This window comes from Pseudolabrys sp. FHR47, from assembly GCF_005153485.1.
Taxonomy (GTDB): Bacteria; Pseudomonadota; Alphaproteobacteria; order Rhizobiales; family Xanthobacteraceae; genus Pseudolabrys.
The window spans coordinates 4149416-4165643 of the sequence record NZ_CP039740.1 but is presented as its reverse complement, the minus strand read 5'-3'; the positions used below and the strand labels follow the sequence as shown (position 1 = coordinate 4165643).

At 65.0% G+C, this 16228-nt stretch carries 14 protein-coding genes and 1 pseudogene; 6 read left to right on the top strand and 9 right to left on the bottom strand.

Annotated elements, in window-relative coordinates:
• Nucleotides 1-85: 85 nt before the first annotated feature.
• Nucleotides 86-835 carry a carbonic anhydrase gene (locus E8Q40_RS20250; protein ID WP_137046226.1) on the bottom strand — a complete coding sequence of 250 codons (750 nt, stop codon included), beginning with the start codon at nucleotides 833-835 and terminating at the stop codon, nucleotides 86-88.
• Between the two features lie 226 nt (nucleotides 836-1061).
• The gene (locus E8Q40_RS20245) at nucleotides 1062-1691 is read right to left on the bottom strand and encodes a helix-turn-helix transcriptional regulator (protein ID WP_137046853.1); all 630 of its coding nucleotides are present in this window, start codon (nucleotides 1689-1691) and stop codon (nucleotides 1062-1064) included.
• 242 nt (nucleotides 1692-1933) lie between these two features.
• Between E8Q40_RS20245 and E8Q40_RS20240 the strand changes: the two genes are divergently transcribed.
• Complete coding sequence (locus E8Q40_RS20240) at nucleotides 1934-3025, top strand: quinone-dependent dihydroorotate dehydrogenase (protein WP_137046225.1); 1092 nt, start codon at nucleotides 1934-1936, stop codon at nucleotides 3023-3025.
• A 159-nt stretch (nucleotides 3026-3184) separates the two neighbouring features.
• On the opposite strand, the pseudogene E8Q40_RS20235 reads toward E8Q40_RS20240, so the two are convergent.
• The 4 genes and pseudogenes from E8Q40_RS20235 to E8Q40_RS20220 form a co-directional block, all read right to left on the bottom strand.
• A pseudogene (locus tag E8Q40_RS20235) lies at nucleotides 3185-4297 on the bottom strand (MATE family efflux transporter); the annotation flags it as partial.
• A 69-nt stretch (nucleotides 4298-4366) separates the two neighbouring features.
• Nucleotides 4367-4675 carry a DUF6460 domain-containing protein gene (locus E8Q40_RS20230; RefSeq protein WP_137046224.1) on the bottom strand — a complete coding sequence of 103 codons (309 nt, stop codon included), beginning with the start codon at nucleotides 4673-4675 and terminating at the stop codon, nucleotides 4367-4369.
• A 48-nt stretch (nucleotides 4676-4723) separates the two neighbouring features.
• A complete protein-coding gene (locus E8Q40_RS20225) occupies nucleotides 4724-6418 on the bottom strand; it encodes a cisplatin damage response ATP-dependent DNA ligase (RefSeq protein WP_137046223.1) in 1695 nt (564 codons plus the stop codon).
• A complete protein-coding gene (locus E8Q40_RS20220) occupies nucleotides 6415-7452 on the bottom strand; it encodes a ligase-associated DNA damage response exonuclease (RefSeq protein WP_137046222.1) in 1038 nt (345 codons plus the stop codon). Before E8Q40_RS20220 ends, E8Q40_RS20225 begins: the two co-directional genes overlap by 4 nt.
• 44 nt (nucleotides 7453-7496) lie before the next feature.
• Here E8Q40_RS20220 and E8Q40_RS20215 point away from each other — a divergent pair, with 44 nt between their 5' ends.
• The 3 genes from E8Q40_RS20215 (at nucleotide 7497) to pdeM (ending at nucleotide 11762) form a co-directional block, all read left to right on the top strand.
• Nucleotides 7497-8414, top strand: a complete 918-nt coding sequence (locus E8Q40_RS20215; RefSeq protein ID WP_137046221.1) for a methyltransferase domain-containing protein — start codon at nucleotides 7497-7499, stop codon at nucleotides 8412-8414.
• A complete protein-coding gene (locus E8Q40_RS20210) occupies nucleotides 8411-10942 on the top strand; it encodes a ligase-associated DNA damage response DEXH box helicase (protein WP_137046220.1) in 2532 nt (843 codons plus the stop codon). Before E8Q40_RS20215 ends, E8Q40_RS20210 begins: the two co-directional genes overlap by 4 nt.
• 139 nt (nucleotides 10943-11081) lie before the next feature.
• Nucleotides 11082-11762 (top strand): ligase-associated DNA damage response endonuclease PdeM, encoded by a 681-nt coding sequence (pdeM, locus tag E8Q40_RS20205; protein ID WP_137046219.1) that lies wholly within the window; start codon nucleotides 11082-11084, stop codon nucleotides 11760-11762.
• Here pdeM and E8Q40_RS20200 read toward each other — a convergent pair.
• Complete coding sequence (locus tag E8Q40_RS20200; RefSeq protein WP_137046218.1) at nucleotides 11726-12628, bottom strand: LysR substrate-binding domain-containing protein; 903 nt, start codon at nucleotides 12626-12628, stop codon at nucleotides 11726-11728. The genes pdeM and E8Q40_RS20200 overlap by 37 nt on opposite strands.
• A 99-nt stretch (nucleotides 12629-12727) precedes the next feature.
• Between E8Q40_RS20200 and E8Q40_RS20195 the strand changes: the two genes are divergently transcribed.
• Together E8Q40_RS20195 and E8Q40_RS20190 are read left to right on the top strand one after the other, a co-directional pair.
• On the top strand, nucleotides 12728-13648 hold the full coding sequence (locus tag E8Q40_RS20195; RefSeq protein WP_137046217.1) for a DMT family transporter: 921 nt from the start codon (nucleotides 12728-12730) through the stop codon (nucleotides 13646-13648).
• Nucleotides 13649-13665: 17 nt separating this feature from the next.
• Nucleotides 13666-14442: an MBL fold metallo-hydrolase gene (locus E8Q40_RS20190; protein WP_137046216.1), complete on the top strand. Its 777-nt coding sequence runs from the start codon at nucleotides 13666-13668 to the stop codon at nucleotides 14440-14442.
• Here the strand turns inward: E8Q40_RS20190 and E8Q40_RS20185 are convergent.
• On the bottom strand, nucleotides 14439-15215 hold the full coding sequence (locus E8Q40_RS20185) for a TIGR02186 family protein (protein ID WP_137046215.1): 777 nt from the start codon (nucleotides 15213-15215) through the stop codon (nucleotides 14439-14441). The two genes, E8Q40_RS20190 and E8Q40_RS20185, sit on opposite strands and share 4 nt — an antisense overlap.
• Nucleotides 15215-16138 (bottom strand): sulfite exporter TauE/SafE family protein, encoded by a 924-nt coding sequence (locus E8Q40_RS20180; protein WP_137046214.1) that lies wholly within the window; start codon nucleotides 16136-16138, stop codon nucleotides 15215-15217. The genes E8Q40_RS20185 and E8Q40_RS20180 overlap by 1 nt, the downstream gene beginning before the upstream one ends.
• Between the last annotated feature and the right edge of the window lie 90 nt (nucleotides 16139-16228).

The window sequence follows — 16228 nt, the reverse complement described above, 5'->3', positions numbered from 1 at the left end:
CGATCCAGTAATCACTGAGGCCGATATGGATACTGGATGCCCCGCTTTCGCGGGGCATGACAGCTTGGTTGCGAGTTGCGCCCCCTTACGAACTCAGCACGAAGCGCCGGTTGTCCTTCTGCGCCGGGCGGGCGTTCATCGGGAACAGCTTGGCGAAGGCGTCGATGTCGGCGCGGGCGACCTGGATCGGCTCGCGCAGCACCAGCCAGTTCACAACTTCAGCGCAAGGCGGCGTCGTCAGCGAGCCGGCATAGCGGAAATAGCCGCGCCGGGCCGGAAGGAGCTGGCCCATATCCACGGCCGTCATCTTCACCGGCTTGCCGGCTGCGCCGGGCATCGCCGTCGTAATGGCCTTGAACGCCGGATTGGCCTGACCCGCCGTCATCATGACGCCGATCACCGCCAGATTGCCGGCCGCGTCCTTGTGCACGAAGTGTACTTCCATCGGATAGGTCTTGCCGGCGATCAGGTGTTCGCTCGGATGATGGAAATGGAATTGCAGCAGCTCGTATTTGCTGGCGCCGACGGTGAGCATGTTGCCGGGGTCGGCGTTGACCTGGATGGTGTGGCCGTTGTTGACGATCATGTCCGGCTTCTTGGTCCAGCCGATCTGCAGCGGCGGCAGTTGCGACTTGATGCTGCTCTGAATATCGATCGGCGACTGCTGGGCGCCGACCGAGCAGACCTTGCTGGCTGCATCGACATCGCCCCAGTGGGCGGGGCCGTGTTCGCCTTCGTAGCTCCAGTGTGCGCCTTCCGCCGCGAAGCCCGCGGGTGAGCAGATCGGACACAGCGCCATCGCGGCGAGCGCCTTCAATGCATGTCGACGATTCATGTATTGCCCCTGGATGAGAGTAGACCGGTTATGGCTCCGGCAGTGCCGGCGATTCCGAACCTTAACTGCCGGGAATCGGCAATTGGTTAAGGCTACTCCGTATCCAGTTTATAATCAGCGCCCCGCGCGCGGGGCGTTGTGTCAATTTAACGAGATGTCTTGGGCATGCGGTAATCGCTGCATGGCGCAGCCTACAGCGTTACCATGCTGAAGATGCGCCGTCGGCTTACTGGCTCGCCCAAAGGATGCGCGCGATCCACTCGACATCCGCCATCTGCAACGTGCGGTCGCGGTGCTCGGAGTTCAGCGACTTGAGCTCGATCGACTTGGCTTGCTTCTTCTTGAGCTCCTTGGCCATGACCTCGCCCTTCTTGGTCTTGACCACGACGCGGTCGCCTTTGCGCACCGGCGCCCCCGGCGAGACGATGAGGATGTCGCCCTCGCGATAAGCCGGCTTCATCGAATCGCCGGACACTTCCAGCGCATAAGCGTGCTCGTCGGTGATCGCGGGAAAGGTCACTTCCTCCCAGCCTTTGCCGACCGGAAAACCGGCATCGTCGAAATAACCGGCGGCGCCGGCCTCGGCGAAACCGATCAGCGGCACGCTGGAGATGGTCGGCTTGCCGCCGTCGGTAATCAGGGTGACGAAGGTATCGACCTTGGTGCTGGTCGCCGCCAGCGCCTTGGCGACCGATTCGGTCGAGGGCCAGCGCGGCCGTCCTTCCGGCGTGATGCGCTTCGACTTGTTGAAGGTGGTCGGGTCGAGCCCGGCCCTCTTGGCGAGGCCCGAGGCGGTGAGCTTGGAGCGGGCCGCCAGGCGGTCGATGGCATTCCAGATTTGCGCATGGGTCAGCATGAAAGGCACCATCATTTGGGCCCCGGCCCGCTCGGGACTCGGAGGCATGGGTTATCGGTCATTACGTAGGAATTATAGCCTTGAATCGGGGCTGGACTGCAAGTCTTTCTGTGGCTGAATACCCAAAATCCGACAGGAATTTTCAAAAAGATCGCTTTTGCCGGCGGCCAGGCCTATGTCTCTGCGGCATTTGGAATCACGGCGGGGCCGTCGCCGCCGCGCTGTTTATGTGGAGTTTGCCGGTGATCGGCTTTTTTGATCGCCTGTCCCGCCCTTTCCTGCGGGCGTTCGACCCCGAAGACGCCCATAATCTGGCGCTGAAGGCGCTGCGATTCGTGCCGCGGGGCCGCCCCGAGCCCGATCCGCCGGAATTGAAGGTCCGCGCCTTCGGCCTGAACTTCCCCAATCCGATCGGGCTCGCCGCCGGCTTCGACAAGAACGCCGTGGCGCCCGATGCGCTGCTCCGGCTCGGCTTCGGCTTTGTCGAGGTCGGCTCGCTGACCCCCCGGCCACAGCTCGGCAACCCGCGGCCGCGCGTGTTCCGCCTCGAGGCGGACGGCGGCGTCATCAACCGGCTGGGCTTCAACAATGGCGGCGCGGCGGCGGCGCTGGCCAGGCTTGCCGCGCGCCCGCGTGAGGGCGTCGTTGGCGTCAATATCGGCGCCAACAAGGATTCGGTCGACCGCACGGAAGACTATGTCCGTTTGATCGAGACTTTCGCGGCGGTGGCGAGCTATTTCACCGTCAACGTGTCGTCACCGAACACGCCGGGCCTGCGCAATCTGCAGCAGGCCCAGGCGCTCGACGAACTGCTGTCCCGCGTCATGGAGGCCCGCGACAGCGTTCGGGCGCGTTCGGGCCCAACCCCCATCCTGGTGAAGATCGCCCCCGATTTGACGTTGCCCGAGCTCGACGATGTCGTCGGCATCGCGCGCAAGCATCGCGTCGATGGCATGATCGTGTCGAACACCACGATTTCGCGGCCGTCGGCATTGCGCGACCGCGAGAAGGCAAAGGAAACCGGCGGCCTGTCCGGCAAGCCGATGTTCAAGCTGTCGACGCGCATCCTCGCCGAGACCTTTGTGCGCACCGAGAACGCCTTCCCGCTGATCGGCGTCGGCGGCATCGATTCTGGCGCGACCGCGATCGCCAAGATCAAGGCCGGGGCGACCCTGGTGCAGCTCTATACCGGGCTGATCTATCACGGCATCGGACTGGTGCCGCGCATGAAGGCCGACATCGCCGCCGCTCTCAAGCGTGGCAACCGCGATTCGCTCGCTGCCATGGTCGGGGTCGACGCCGCCGACATCACCGCGGACAGCTGGCCGAGTTGATCCGGCCCGGTCAGCGCTGCGGCCAGGGCCGCTGCGACAGGCTGCGATAGCGCAGCACCTGCAGGCCCCCCGGAACAGATAGAACGTGAGCAACGCCAGCCACAGGCCGGTGTTGCCGAACGCGTGCAGCGCCCACCAGGCGGCAAGATAGATGGCGAGCGAAACGGCCATCAGGTTGCGCATGTCGCGCGTCCAGGTCGCGCCGACATAGACACCATCCATGACGAATGCGGGTGCGCCGATCAGCGGCACCAGCGCCGCCATCAGGAGGAAATCATTGGCGGCGCGCCGCACGTCGTCGCTCGCCGACATCGCTCCGATGATAGCCGGCCCGGCGACATAGAAAAACGCCGCTGCGCCGACGCCGAACATGAGGCTCCAGCGCATGATGAGGGCGACGGCGCGCGCGAAGGCGGCGCGGTCGCGCGCGCCGACAGCAGCGCCGCAGAGTTGTTGCGCCGCATTGGCCAAGCCTTCGAGGAAGAAGGTGCCGATGAAAATGAAATTCTGCAGCACGGCATTGGCGGCCAAGGTCACGTCGCCGGCGCGGGCGCCTTGCGCCGAGAAGAACAGGAAGACCGCGACCAGCGCGGCCGTACGCAGCATGATGTCACGGTTGATGATCAGCATGCGCCATAGTTTGGCGCGGTCGAAATGTGCCGTTCTGCTCCATTCCAAACGGCCGTTGAGCATGCGCCAGACGATGGCGAGGCCGAGGACAAGGCCGCCGATTTCGGCGACGACCGCGGCGATCGCCGCACCGCTGGCGCCCCAGTCGAAACCGAGCACCAGGATGACCGTCAGCGTCATGTTGATGACATTGACGACGATCTGAACCGCCAGCGCCGGCAACGGCCGCGCCAAGCCGACGAGCCAGCCGAGTATCACGTAATTGCCGAGGGCGAAGGGGGAGGCCCAACTCCGCAGAAGGAAATAATGGCGGGCGACGGTGCTGACTTCGTCGCTGCCGCCCATGAGATCGAAAGCAAAGGTCGTCAGCGGCTCGCGCAGGACGATCAGGGCGATGCCGGAAAGGACCGCGGTCATCATTGCGCGCGCCAGCACCGCGCGTTGCTCGCCATGGTCGCGGGCGCCGAAGGCTTGCGCGGTGAGCGCTACCGTGCCGCTGCGCAGGAATCCGAACAGCCAGAAGATGCAGTCGAAGACGAGCGCGGCCATCGCCACGCCGCCGAGAATGGCGGCGTCGCCGAGGCGGCCGATGACGGTCGTCGCCACCACGCCGAGCAGCGGCGTGGTGACGTTGGCGAGCATCGCCGGGCCCGCGATCGCGAAGATGCGGGCCGAGGTGACCTGGACGGAAGGATTCACCCGTGGGCCGTATTATTTTCCGCGCGGCGCGTTGACGATGCGCATGATCAGCCAGATCGGGATGACGATGACGGCGCCGAGCAGGAAATAGCCCCATACCCAGCGAATGGCATCGAAGCCCATCTCCCAGATGTTGCGGATGAGGCGCCGCAGGCTATCGAAGATGTCGAGCGGGTCGAGCCCGAGCGCCGACAGGATGACGCCGACCAGGATCGACACCAGGATCAGGCGTACGAGGACGCCGAGCGGCGAGCCGCCGAAAATGCGGGTGGCGGTGTCGTTGCTCATGCGGCGCTCCACGGGCTCTAATTCATTCGGCATGTTGTATAACTCGGCGATACCTGATGCGAAGTTCCGGTGGCGGTCAAGTTATGCCTTCGCCATCATCTTCTCCAGCGTTTCCAGCCGGTCGGCCTCGCGTGGCGGTTTGTCCCAGCGCAGGCGGCTGATGCGCGGAAAGCGCATGGCTATCCCCGATTTGTGACGGGTCGATTGCTGGAGCCCCTCGAAGGAGACCTCCAATACCAGACCCGTATCAGGCTCGTGGGTGACCTCGCGGATTGGGCCGAACTTGGCGATGGTATTGCGGCGGATGAAGCGGTCGATCTCGGTCAGTTCCTCGTCGGTGAAGCCGAAATAGGCCTTGCCGACCGGCACCAGTTCGTCGGCGCCGTTCCAGACGCCGAAGGTGTAATCGGAATAGAACGACGAGCGCTTGCCATGGCCGCGCTGGGCGTACATCAGCACGGCATCGACCGTCATCGGGTCGCGCTTCCATTTCCACCATTGGCCCTTCGGCCGGCCTGGCACGTAGGCTGCGTTGCGGCGCTTGAGCATGACGCCTTCGACGGCTTCGGCGTCGTCGCCGGCGCCGCCGCCGTCGGGATTGGCGCGCGCGGCGATGAGTTCGTCCCAGGTTTTGAAGGCAATCAGCGGCGAAAGATCGACCCGCCTCGTGTCGAGCTTGTGAACGAAGGCTTCGAGCCGGGCGCGGCGCTCGGCGAAACCGAGGTGGCGCAGGTCGCCGCTGTCGTCGGCGAGTAGATCATAAGCGCGCAGATGCGCCGGGAATTCGCTCATCAGCTTCGGCGTGACGGTCTTGCGGTTGAGGCGTTGCTGCAGGACGTTGAAAGACTGTACGCGGCCATCGCGCAGGATCAGCAACTCGCCATCGATGGCGCCGGGCTGGCGCAGGCACGGCAGCAAATCGGGAAAGCTTTTCGAGATGTCCTCGCCGGTGCGCGAATAAAGCCGCGTCACCAGCGCGCCATGCTCGTCGCGTCCAGCGACCGCCTGAACGCGGATGCCGTCCCATTTCCATTCGGCCATGAAGTCGGCAGGGTCGAGCGCGGCGAGATCGCCATCCTCGATGGCGTGCGCCAACATAGCCGGCCGGAACGGCGCGGGATCGTTGCTCTGAGGCTTGTCGCCCTTGCCTTCGAGCCAGGCGAACAGTTCGGTGTAAGGCGGCTTGAGACCGGGCCAGATCACTTCGATCTCATCCGGCTCCTTGTTGCCGAGCGAAGCGGCGGCGGTCTTGGCCAGCCGCGCCGAAACGCCAATGCGCAGCGCGCCGGTGACGAGCTTGAGCAGCGCCCAGCGGCCGGTTTCGTCGAGCGTGTCGAGCCAGCGCGCGATCTGGGTCGGAAGCTGCGCCTTGCTCAACGTCGAGAGCGTCTCCACGACCTCGGCGAGGGTGGGGGAGGGATCGTTGCGGAGCAGCTTCGCTTCGTCGCGCGGCGTTGCGAAGAGGTCGGTCGGAAATTTATCGAGCGCGGGCGAGTCGACAGCCGTTGGTTGCCACATCAATGCGACGGTCTCCGAGAGATCGCCGACGTAGTCGTAAGACAGCGCGAACAGCGCCGGATCGGTGCGCTCGGCAATCAACTGCCGGATCAGGCCGGCCTTGGCATTTCTGAAGGAAAGCGCCCCGGTCATCGCGGCGAGCGCATAGCCGCGGTCGGGGTCTTCGGTCTCGCGGAAATAAGCCGCGATCAGCTTGATCTTGTTGTTACGCCCCGGCTCGTAGGCAAGGCGGTCGAGCAGTTCGGCAAAGCGGTTCATGCGTCCGCCTCTTCTGGCGCCGGATTCTCACTCTCCTCCTCATCGCCATAGCCGACAATGGCCAGCGGCTTGGCCTTCAATCCCTGCATGTGCGCCCAATGCACCAGCGCTTCTTCCTCGCCATGCGTGACCCAGACCTCGGAGCAGCCGGTGGCGAGGATGGTCTTCGTCAACCCGTCCCAATCGGCGTGATCGGAAATGACCAATGGCAGCGTGACGCCGCGTTGCCGGGCGCGGGCGCGCACGCGCATCCAGCCTGACGCAAAGGCGAGCACCGGATCGGGAAAGCGCCGCGACCACAGGTCGCTCATGGCCGTCGGCGGGCAGATGGTGATGGTGCCGGCGAGCTCCGCCTTCTTGGCGCCGCGGACAAGTTCGACCGTACCAAGATCGATGCCGCGTTCCTGATAGTAGGACGTGATTTTCTCCATCGCGCCGTGGAGATAGATCGGCTTGTCGTAGCCGGCGGCGCGCAACATGGCGATGATGCGCTGCGCCTTGCCGAGCGAATAGGCGCCGACCAGATGCGCGCGCTCGGGAAACACCGCCACCGAATGCAGCAGCTTTCGAATTTCGCCTTCGGCGTCGTGATGCCTGAAAACGGGAAGCCCGAACGTCGCCTCGGTGATGAACACGTCACACGGCACGAGTTCGAACGGCGTACAGGTCGGATCGGCGACGTCCTTGTAGTCGCCGGAGGCGACGATGCGCAGGCCCTTGCGCTCGACGGCGATCTGCGCCGAGCCGAGCACATGGCCGGCCGGATGGAAGCTCACCGTCATGTCGCCGACGGTGAGGCGCTCGCCGTAGCGCACCGCCTGCGTCGAGCCGGCGAAGTTCTCGCCGTAGCGCAAGCGCATGATGTCGAGGGTTTCCTGCGTCGCCAGCACATGGCCGTGCCCGGCCCGGGCGTGGTCCGAGTGGCCGTGGGTGATCAGGGCCTTGTCCACCGGCCGCGTCGGGTCGATATGAAAGCCGCCGGCCTTGCTGCACAGGCCGGACGGCGTGGGGACCAGGATTTGTTCGGGCCGCATGACGGTCTAGATAAGCATTGAACCCGTAACGCGCGAGCGCCCCTTTGAGTGCCATCCACCAGACCTCCGGCGACCTCATCGCCGACCGCCGTTTCGAATGGGCGCGCGGCCTGATCGACGAAGGCGACCACGCCGCCGCGGCGGAACTGCTGGCCGAGGTGGTGGCGCTGGCGCCCGGTTTTGCCGCGGCCTGGTTTGCGCTGGGCGAGACGCGCGAAAAGCTCGGCAATACCGTCGGCGCGGTGGCGGCCTTCGAGAAGGCGCGCGCGGCCGATCCGCGCGACGCCCATGGCGCGGCGGTGCGGCTCGCCCGTCTTGGTGCGCTGCCGCCGGTCGCCATGCCGATTGGTTACATCCAGTCGCTGTTCGACGGTTATGCGCCGAAGTTTGAAACCTCGCTCACCGGCCATCTCAATTATCGCGGGCCGCAATTATTGCTCGATGCGCTGACGCGCGCCGGCGCGCCATCGCACTTTGCCGATGCGCTCGATCTCGGCTGCGGCACCGGGCTTGCCGGCGATCTGTTCCGGGCGCTGTGCGGCCGGCTGACCGGCGTCGACTTGTCCGGCGGCATGCTTCAGGTGGCGCAGGGCAAGAAGGTCTATGATGAACTCGTCGAAGCCGAGGCGATGACTTTTCTCGGAAGTGCGCGCCCGAATTCCTTCGACCTCGTTCTGGCTGCGGATGTTTTCATTTACTTCCACGAACTCATGCAGATCGGCGTGCCGATCGCGCGAGTTCTGAAGCCGGGCGGTTATCTCGCCTTCAGCGTCGAAACGCATGACGATGACGGCGTGATTTTGCGCGATACGTTGCGCTATGCGCATTCGGAGGCGCATGTGCGCGCTGCGGTGGCTGGCGGCGGGCTCGAGCTTCTGGTTTGCGAGCGTGCGTCAACGCGCACGGAGAGGGGCGTGGCGGTTCCGGGGTTGGTCGTTGTTGCCAAGAAGGAGGGGGCTTGAGCGGGCAAGCGCTGCTCCCCGATATCTTCACGTGCTGGTTCGCCTCGCGGGGATGGCAGCCGCGTGCGCATCAGTTGGCGCTGCTCGAGAAGGCGCGCGCCGGCAAGTCATCGCTGCTGATCGCGCCGACCGGCGGTGGCAAGACGCTCGCGGGATTCCTGCCGACGCTGGTCGAGCTCTACGAAGCATCGCAGCGCGTTCAAAAGAAAAAGCTCGTTTCCACCGGCAGTGGCATTCGCCGCGAAGGCGGGCTGCACACGCTCTACATCTCGCCGCTGAAGGCGCTGGCTGTCGACATCGCGCGCAATCTCGAAGCGCCGGTTGCCGAGATGAAGCTGCCGATCCGGCTGGAGACGCGCACCGGCGACACGCCGACCTCGAAGCGTCAGCGCCAGCGCCGCGATCCGCCGGACATTCTGCTCACCACGCCCGAGCAACTCGCGCTGCTGCTCGCCACCGCCGACGCGCCGTTTTTGTTCGGCTCGCTCAAGCGAGTCATCCTCGACGAACTGCATTCGCTGGTGCTGTCCAAACGGGGAGACCTGTTGTCGCTGGGTTTGGCGCGCCTCTTCACGCTGGCGCCCGATCTCGTCACCGTCGGCCTGTCCGCCACTGTCGCTGAGCCGGATGACTTGTGCCGCTTTCTGGTGCCGCAGCGGCCGGATGGGGAGGCGCGCGCCGATCTCGTCGTCGCGCAGGCCGGCGCGCAACCCAACGTGTCCATGCTCGACACCACCGAACGGCTGCCCTGGGCAGGACACTCGGCGCGCCATGCGCTTGGCGAGATGTATGAACTCATCAAGCGCCACAAGACGACGTTGCTGTTCGTCAACACCCGCAGTCAGGCCGAGTTCACCTTCCAGGCTTTGTGGGGCATCAACGACGACAACCTCGCCATCGCGTTGCATCACGGCTCGCTCGATGTCGCGCAGCGCCGCAAGGTCGAGGACGCCATGGCCGCCGGCAAACTGCGCGCGGTAGTCTGTACCTCGTCGCTCGATCTCGGCATCGACTGGGGCGATGTCGATCTGGTTATCAATATTGGCGCGCCGAAAGGCTCGTCACGGCTCTTGCAACGCATAGGACGCGCCAATCACCGGCTCGACGAGCCGTCCAAAGCGGTGCTGGTGCCGTCCAATCGTTTCGAAGTGCTGGAATGCACGGCGGCGATCGACGCCGTTGCCGAGAATGCGCAGGACACGCCGCCGCTCAGAACGGGCGCGCTCGATGTGCTGGCGCAACATGTGCTCGGCCGCGCCGTTGGCGAGCCGTTTTTGTCGGACGAGCTTTACGACGAAGTGCGCGCCGCCGCGCCTTACACGAAACTGGCGCGTTCCGACTTCGACGCCGTCGTGGATTTCGTTGCCACCGGCGGTTATGCGCTCAAGGCTTATGAGCGCTTCGCCAAGATCAGGCAGAACAAAGATGGTCGCTGGCGCGTCACCCATCCCAATGTGGCGCAGCGCTACCGCATGAATATCGGCACCATTGTCGAAGCCGACATGCTGAAGGTGCGGCTCATGAGGTCGCGCCGCGGCGGCAGCGTCATGATCCCGCGCGGCGGCCGCGTGCTCGGCCAGGTCGAAGAATATTTCATCGAAGGCCTCACCGCGGGCGACACCTTCGTCTTCGCCGGCGAGATCCTGCGCTACGAGGCGCTGGTCGAGAACGAGGTCTATGTCTCGCGCTCCACCGCGACCGATCCCAAAGTGCCGGCCTATGAAGGCGGCAAATTCCCGCTCTCGACTTATCTCGCGGCGCGCGTGCGCGGCATTCTCGCCGATCCGAAGGCGTGGGGCGCGCTGCCGGCGCAGGTGCGCGAGTGGCTGGAGATTCAGAAGTGGCGCTCGCTTTTGCCGCCGGCCAACGATCTGCTGGTCGAAACCTTTCCGCGCGCCGCCAAGAACTATCTCGTTTGTTATCCGTTCGAGGGGCGCCTGGCGCATCAGACACTCGGCATGCTGCTGACACGGCGCCTGGAGCGCTGGGGCCTCAAGCCGCTCGGTTTTGTCGCCAATGAATATGCGCTGGCGGTGTGGGGCCTCGGCGATATGGGCCTTCGCATCGCGCGCGGCGGTCTGTCGCTGAAGGAACTCTTCGCCGAGGACATGCTCGGCGACGATCTCGAGGCCTGGCTCGATGAATCGGCGCTGATGAAGCGCACGTTCCGTACTTGCGCCATCATCGCCGGGCTGATCGAGCGCCGGTTCCCCGGCGAAGAGAAGACGCGGCGGCAGCTCACGATATCCACCGACCTTGTCTACGACGTCTTGCGCAAGCATCAGGCCGATCACATCCTGCTGCGCGCGGCGCGGGCCGATGCCGCGAGCGGGCTGCTCGACATCAAGCGGCTGTCGGAAATGCTGTCGCGTGTGCAGGGCCGAATCGTCCATAAAAGGCTCGACCACGTCTCGCCGCTGGCGGTCCCGGTGATGCTGGAGATTGGCCGCGAAACGGTCTATGGCGAAGCGGCGGACAGTCTGCTGGCGGAAGCCGCGGATGAATTGATCAAAGAGGCGATGAATTGAGCGCTCTTTCTTATCCCTCCCCTGAAAGGGGAGGGTCGATCACGCGAAGCGTGATCGGGGTGGGGTCATCTTGGTAGCGACCCCCACCCGAATAGCTTCGCTATCCGACCTCCCCCTTGCAGAGGGAGGTGAAGAAAGCGTGCGCGCCGATCATTGCGTTGACGTTTCCTCCGTCTCCCTCATCCTCGATCCCTCCGGCGCTCTCTACTGGCCCGAGCACGGCCTGCTCGTCGTCAGCGATCTGCATCTGGAAAAAGGCTCGAGCTTCGCAGCGCGCGGAATGCTGCTGCCGCCTTACGATACCGCCGCAACTCTGGCGCGGCTGACCAAACTCATCGCGCATTACGCGCCGCGCATGGTGGTCGCGCTCGGCGACAGCTTCCATGATGGCGGCGGCCCGTCACGCCTCGCCGCCGAGGATCGCGACAGCATCGCAACGCTGCAGCGCGGCCGCGACTGGATCTGGATCACCGGCAATCACGATCCGGAACCGGCCGATGGCATCGGCGGCGTGTTCACGCACACCTTGGCCATCGACGCGCTCACCTTCCGTCATCTGCCGAGCGGCGCCGCAGGCGAAATCGCCGGCCATCTGCATCCGGTGGCGAAGATCGCGCAGCGCGGCCGCTCTGTGCGCCGCCGTTGTTTCGCCGCCGATGAGACGCGCCTGGTCATGCCGGCCTTCGGCGAATTCACCGGCGGGCTCAACATCCGCGACGCCGCCTTTGCCGATCTGTTCGGCACGCTCGCCTTCACCGCGCACATGCTCGGCGAGGACCGGCTCTACGCCTTCGCCGCTAAGCGCTGTTTGGCCGGCTGACCTTGTGCCCGCCTGCGCGGGTCCAGTTCCGTGCAGAATTCGGCCAGTACGTCCGCGATTCGCCGCGCCGCGGGGCTGGCGCGCTCCGACACGATCAGCGCGATCTCGGTGTTGGTCAGCGGCGCGAGGCCATGCGTGTCGATAATGCGATGCCTGTCGGTGATGGCGACGTCCGGAAGGACGGCGACGCCGAGCCCGGCTGCCACCGCGGCCTGGATGCCAGGCAGGTTCGGCGACGTGTAAGCAACATGCCAGGTGCGCCCGGCGCTTTCGAGCGCATGGATCAGCCGATTGCGATACAGGCAGCCCTGCTCGGCGACGGCAATCGGCACCGGATCGCGTGACAGGTCGACCGGGTGCTTCTTGCTCGTCACCCACTGCAGCCGTTCGGGCCATGACGCTATGCCGCCGCTCTCGCCGAGATTGCGCTTGATCAGGGCGACGTCGAGATCGCCGCGATCGAGCAGGCCGCGCAGCACCACGCTCAAGCCGCAGCGCACGTCGAGACGCAGTGTCGGCCGACCGCGCGCAAAGTCAGACAGCAGTTCGACGAGACGGTAGGCGGCGAAATCCTCCGGGATGCCGAGTCTCACCACGCCTTCGACCACCGGCTGGCTGACGACATCGCGCGCCTCCTGCTCCAGCGCCAGGATGCGCCGGGCATAGGTCAGCAGCCGCTCGCCCTCCTCAGTCGGCGTCGCCTGCTTGCCATTGCGCACCAGCAAAGGCCGGCCGACCGATTCCTCCAGCCGCTTGATCTGCTGACTCACGGTCGACTGCGTCCGGTGGACGCGTTCGCCGGCGCGGGTGAAGCCGCCTGAATCGACGACCGAGACGAAGCTGCGCAGGAGTTCGATATCGAGCATGGCGAAGCCTATTCGAAAAGCCACTAGAAATAATTATATCATTTAATTTCCAAATAGGTAAGGGCGAGCCTACCTGATGAGGCGAAAGGACCCGTCTCGATGTCGCAATTTGCCTTGTCCGCCGCCCCGCCCGTGGTCGGCACCAGCCGCCTGCGCCTCGCACTCATGGTCGCCGGTTTCATCCTGCTGTGGAGTTCCGCATTCTCGGCCGGCAAGGTGGCGATCGCCGACTGCCCGCCGCTGATTTTCCTCGCCGTTCGTTTTCTCGCCGCCGGCGCGCTGATGATGGCGCTCGCTCCCGTGAGCGGGATACGCTGGACACTGAGCCGGCGCGATGTCGCCGTGTTCGCCGCGCTCGGCATCGCCAACCAGGCGATCTATCTCGGCATCGGCTACATCGCGCTGAAGACGGTGTCGGCCGGCCTTGCGGCTTTGATCATCAGCGCCAACCCGATCGTCACCGCGGTGTTCGCCGTGGCCGTGCTCGGCGAGCACATGACCTGGCGCAAGGCGATCGGCCTGTTGCTCGGCCTCGGCGGCGTCGCTGTCATCGTGCAGAGCCGGCTCGCGCTCGGCACCGATCAACTGGGTGGCATTACGCTAGCCGTGCTGTCGCTGTTCTCGCTGGTCGGCGGCACCATCCTGTTCAAGCTCTACGCGCCGAAGCAGGGGCTCTGGATCGGCAATGGCGTGCAGAGTCTCGCCGCCGGGATCGCAGTGCTGCCCTTCGCGCTCGGCTTCGAGAGCTTTCACGACATCGTGCCGAGCACGAGCCTGCTCGTCGCCTTTGCCTACAACGTGCTGTTCGTGTCGATCTTCGCCTATCTGCTCTGGTTCCGCATTCTCACCGTGTCCGGCGCGACTGCGGCGAGCAGCTATCACTTCCTCATCCCGCCGCTCGGCATGCTGTTCGGCTGGCTTATCCTCGGCGAGCACCTCGCCCCCGCCGATCTGTTCGGCATCGTTCCGGTCGCGCTCGGAATCTGGCTCGTCACGCGCCCCGCGACAGTTCTCAATTGAAGACAAGGCGATCAATCATGCTTAATCCACGCCTTACCCTCATCGGGGGTCCGACGGTAGTCATCGAGTATGCCGGCCTGCGTTTCATCACCGATCCGACCTTCGATGCGCCGGGCGATTACCAACTTGCGCATGTGACCTTGCACAAGACGCATGGTCCCGCGCTCGACGCCGCGAAGATCGGCGACGTCGATGCCGTGCTCCTCAGCCACGATCAGCATGCCGACAATCTCGATACGTCGGGGCGTGATTATCTGTCTCGCGCCGGCCGCGTGCTCACCACATCAGTTGGCGCCGGCCGGCTCGGTGGCAAGACCGAAGGTCTGGCGCCGTGGCAGAGCGTCGATTTGAAGGCGCCGAATGGCGGCACCGTACGCGTCAGCGCTACGCCGGCTCGTCACGGACCTGCCGGCATCGAACCCTTTGCCGGCGATGTCATCGGCTTCGTGCTGGAGGCCGACAACTGGCCGGCCATCTACGTCACCGGCGACACGGTCTGGTATGACGGTGTTGCCGAGGTGGCGCGGCGCTTCAAGGCCGGCATCGTCGTGCTGTTCGCCGGTTCGGCGCAGACGCGCGGCCCCTTCAATCTCACCATGAACGTCAACGACGCGATCGAAACTGCGCATGCTTTCCCGCGAGCGGCGATCGTGCCGGTGCATTGCGACAGCTGGGCGCATTTCACGCAGGATCGCGACGATCTGGTAAGGTCGTTCAAGGCGCTCGGCATCGAACATCGCTTGCGGCTGCTAGAACCGGGTGTCGCGCGCGAAGTCGCGCGCGAAATGGCCTAATCCCGCCTGAACACCACGCTGCCGGCCCAGCCGATGAACAAGGCCATCATCGCCGCGACGAGGCCATAGGTCAGGCCGTGGTGCTGCGAAGCCTCGTAGACATATTGCTCGAAACCGGTCTTGATCACTTCCAGCGCGGTGTTGTTGCGCGTGATGAGCTTGCGGTCGGCAAACAGCTTGACCTCCACGGTGTAGCCGCCGGTGGCGGTGTCGGCCGGCAACGGAATGGCGACGCGGAACACAGTCGGCGTCAGGAAGGTCACGCCGTTCGGCGTTTCGCGATACTGGCCGGCTTCCTTCTTCAGATTGATGAAGTTCACCCGGAACGGGTCGTCCGGCACGGTATCGGCGAAATCGGCACCGATGCGCTGCGTCAGAATGACCTGGCTCAATCCGAGCTGCAGGCGGCGCGCCGTTTCTGCATCCGTGATTTCGGTGACCGGCCGGTTGCTGAGCACGGCAAGATAGGATGGCACGCGAATGAACTCGCGCGAATCGACATTGACCCAGACGCCGAGCACGCGCTCCTTGCGGCGCGTGCGCAATGTCGCGCGCGGGCCGGTCACGGTGACGACGATATCGTAATCGCTGCGCAGCGCCGCGCGGGGCGCGGATGGCTCGATGGTGCCGAACAGCACCAGATCGGCGCCGACGAAACTCGAGGTCACCGCAACGCGATGTGTCGATAGCGACAGCACCAACTGCTCGGCTTTGGCTGTCGGCATTGTGGCGGCACAAGCGAGGATCGCGGTGATGATGGCGAGGCGACGCATCAGTCGAACCTCACCATGCGGATCGAATAGAGCTCGTCGGGCCGCACCACCAGTTCGTAGGCAAATCGCATTCCGACCATGAACACCAGGAGGCCGAGCAGCAAACGCAACCGCTCGGCGCGCATGCGCTGGCCGGTATGGGCGCCGAACTGCGCGCCGATGACGCCGCCGACCATCAGGATCAGCGCCAGCACGGCGTCGACCAGGTGGTTGGTGGCGGCATGCATCACGGTCGCTGACGTCATGGTGATCAGGGTCATGACCATCGACGTGCCGATCACGGTCGCGGTCGGCACGCGCAGGAAATAGATGAGCATCGGCACCAGGAGGAAGCCGCCGCCGATGCCGAGCACCGCGCCGATGAAGCCGATCATGAAGCCGATGCCCCACACCGGAATGACCGACACATAGATCTTGGAGCGCTTGAAGCGCATCTTCAGCGGCATGCCATGAACGAAGGTGTGGCTGCCGGGACGGCGCAGCATCGCGGGGCCGCCGCGCCGCGCCCGCAATTCCGCCTGCACGCCCTCGTTGATCATCAGCGCGCCGACCGCGGTGAGCAACGTCACGTAGGACAGGCCGATGACGAGATCGAGTTGGTCGACCGCGCGCAGCACGGTGAAGAGCCAGACGCCGGCCGCCGTGCCGACGATGCCGGCGGCCAGCAGCATCAGCGCCAGCGATATGTCGACGGCACGCTTACGCCAGTAATTGATCGCGCCGGTGAAGGAGGAGGCGGCGATATGGCTGGTCACCGTGGCCACGGCGACCGCAGGGGTGATGCCTGTGAAGATCAGGAGCGGCGTCATCAGGAAGCCGCCGCCGATGCCGAACATGCCGGAGATGAACCCGACCGCCAGCCCCATCCCGAAGACCAGGAAGATGTTGACGGGCAGGTCGGCGATCGGGAGATAGATCTGCAAAGCGACGTCGTCCGGCTTTCAGGGCGTTGGTCGGAAGCGTTCTCCGCGCCGGCGGCCGTCGCCGCCGCGGATTGCGTGCCAGGCACGCGT

Bases quoted from the DNA above. Each gene is read 5' to 3' on its own strand.
- E8Q40_RS20250 (WP_137046226.1), bottom strand. From the start codon at position 835: ATGAATCGTCGACATGCATTGAAGGCGCTCGCCGCGATGGCGCTGTGT.
- E8Q40_RS20245 (WP_137046853.1), bottom strand. From the start codon at position 1,691: ATGCTGACCCATGCGCAAATCTGGAATGCCATCGACCGCCTGGCGGCC.
- E8Q40_RS20230 (WP_137046224.1), bottom strand. From the start codon at position 4,675: ATGCCGAATGAATTAGAGCCCGTGGAGCGCCGCATGAGCAACGACACC.
- E8Q40_RS20225 (WP_137046223.1), bottom strand. From the start codon at position 6,418: ATGAACCGCTTTGCCGAACTGCTCGACCGCCTTGCCTACGAGCCGGGG.
- E8Q40_RS20220 (WP_137046222.1), bottom strand. From the start codon at position 7,452: ATGCGGCCCGAACAAATCCTGGTCCCCACGCCGTCCGGCCTGTGCAGC.
- E8Q40_RS20200 (WP_137046218.1), bottom strand. From the start codon at position 12,628: ATGCTCGATATCGAACTCCTGCGCAGCTTCGTCTCGGTCGTCGATTCA.
- E8Q40_RS20195 (WP_137046217.1), top strand. From the start codon at position 12,728: ATGTCGCAATTTGCCTTGTCCGCCGCCCCGCCCGTGGTCGGCACCAGC.
- E8Q40_RS20190 (WP_137046216.1), top strand. From the start codon at position 13,666: ATGCTTAATCCACGCCTTACCCTCATCGGGGGTCCGACGGTAGTCATC.
- E8Q40_RS20185 (WP_137046215.1), bottom strand. From the start codon at position 15,215: ATGCGTCGCCTCGCCATCATCACCGCGATCCTCGCTTGTGCCGCCACA.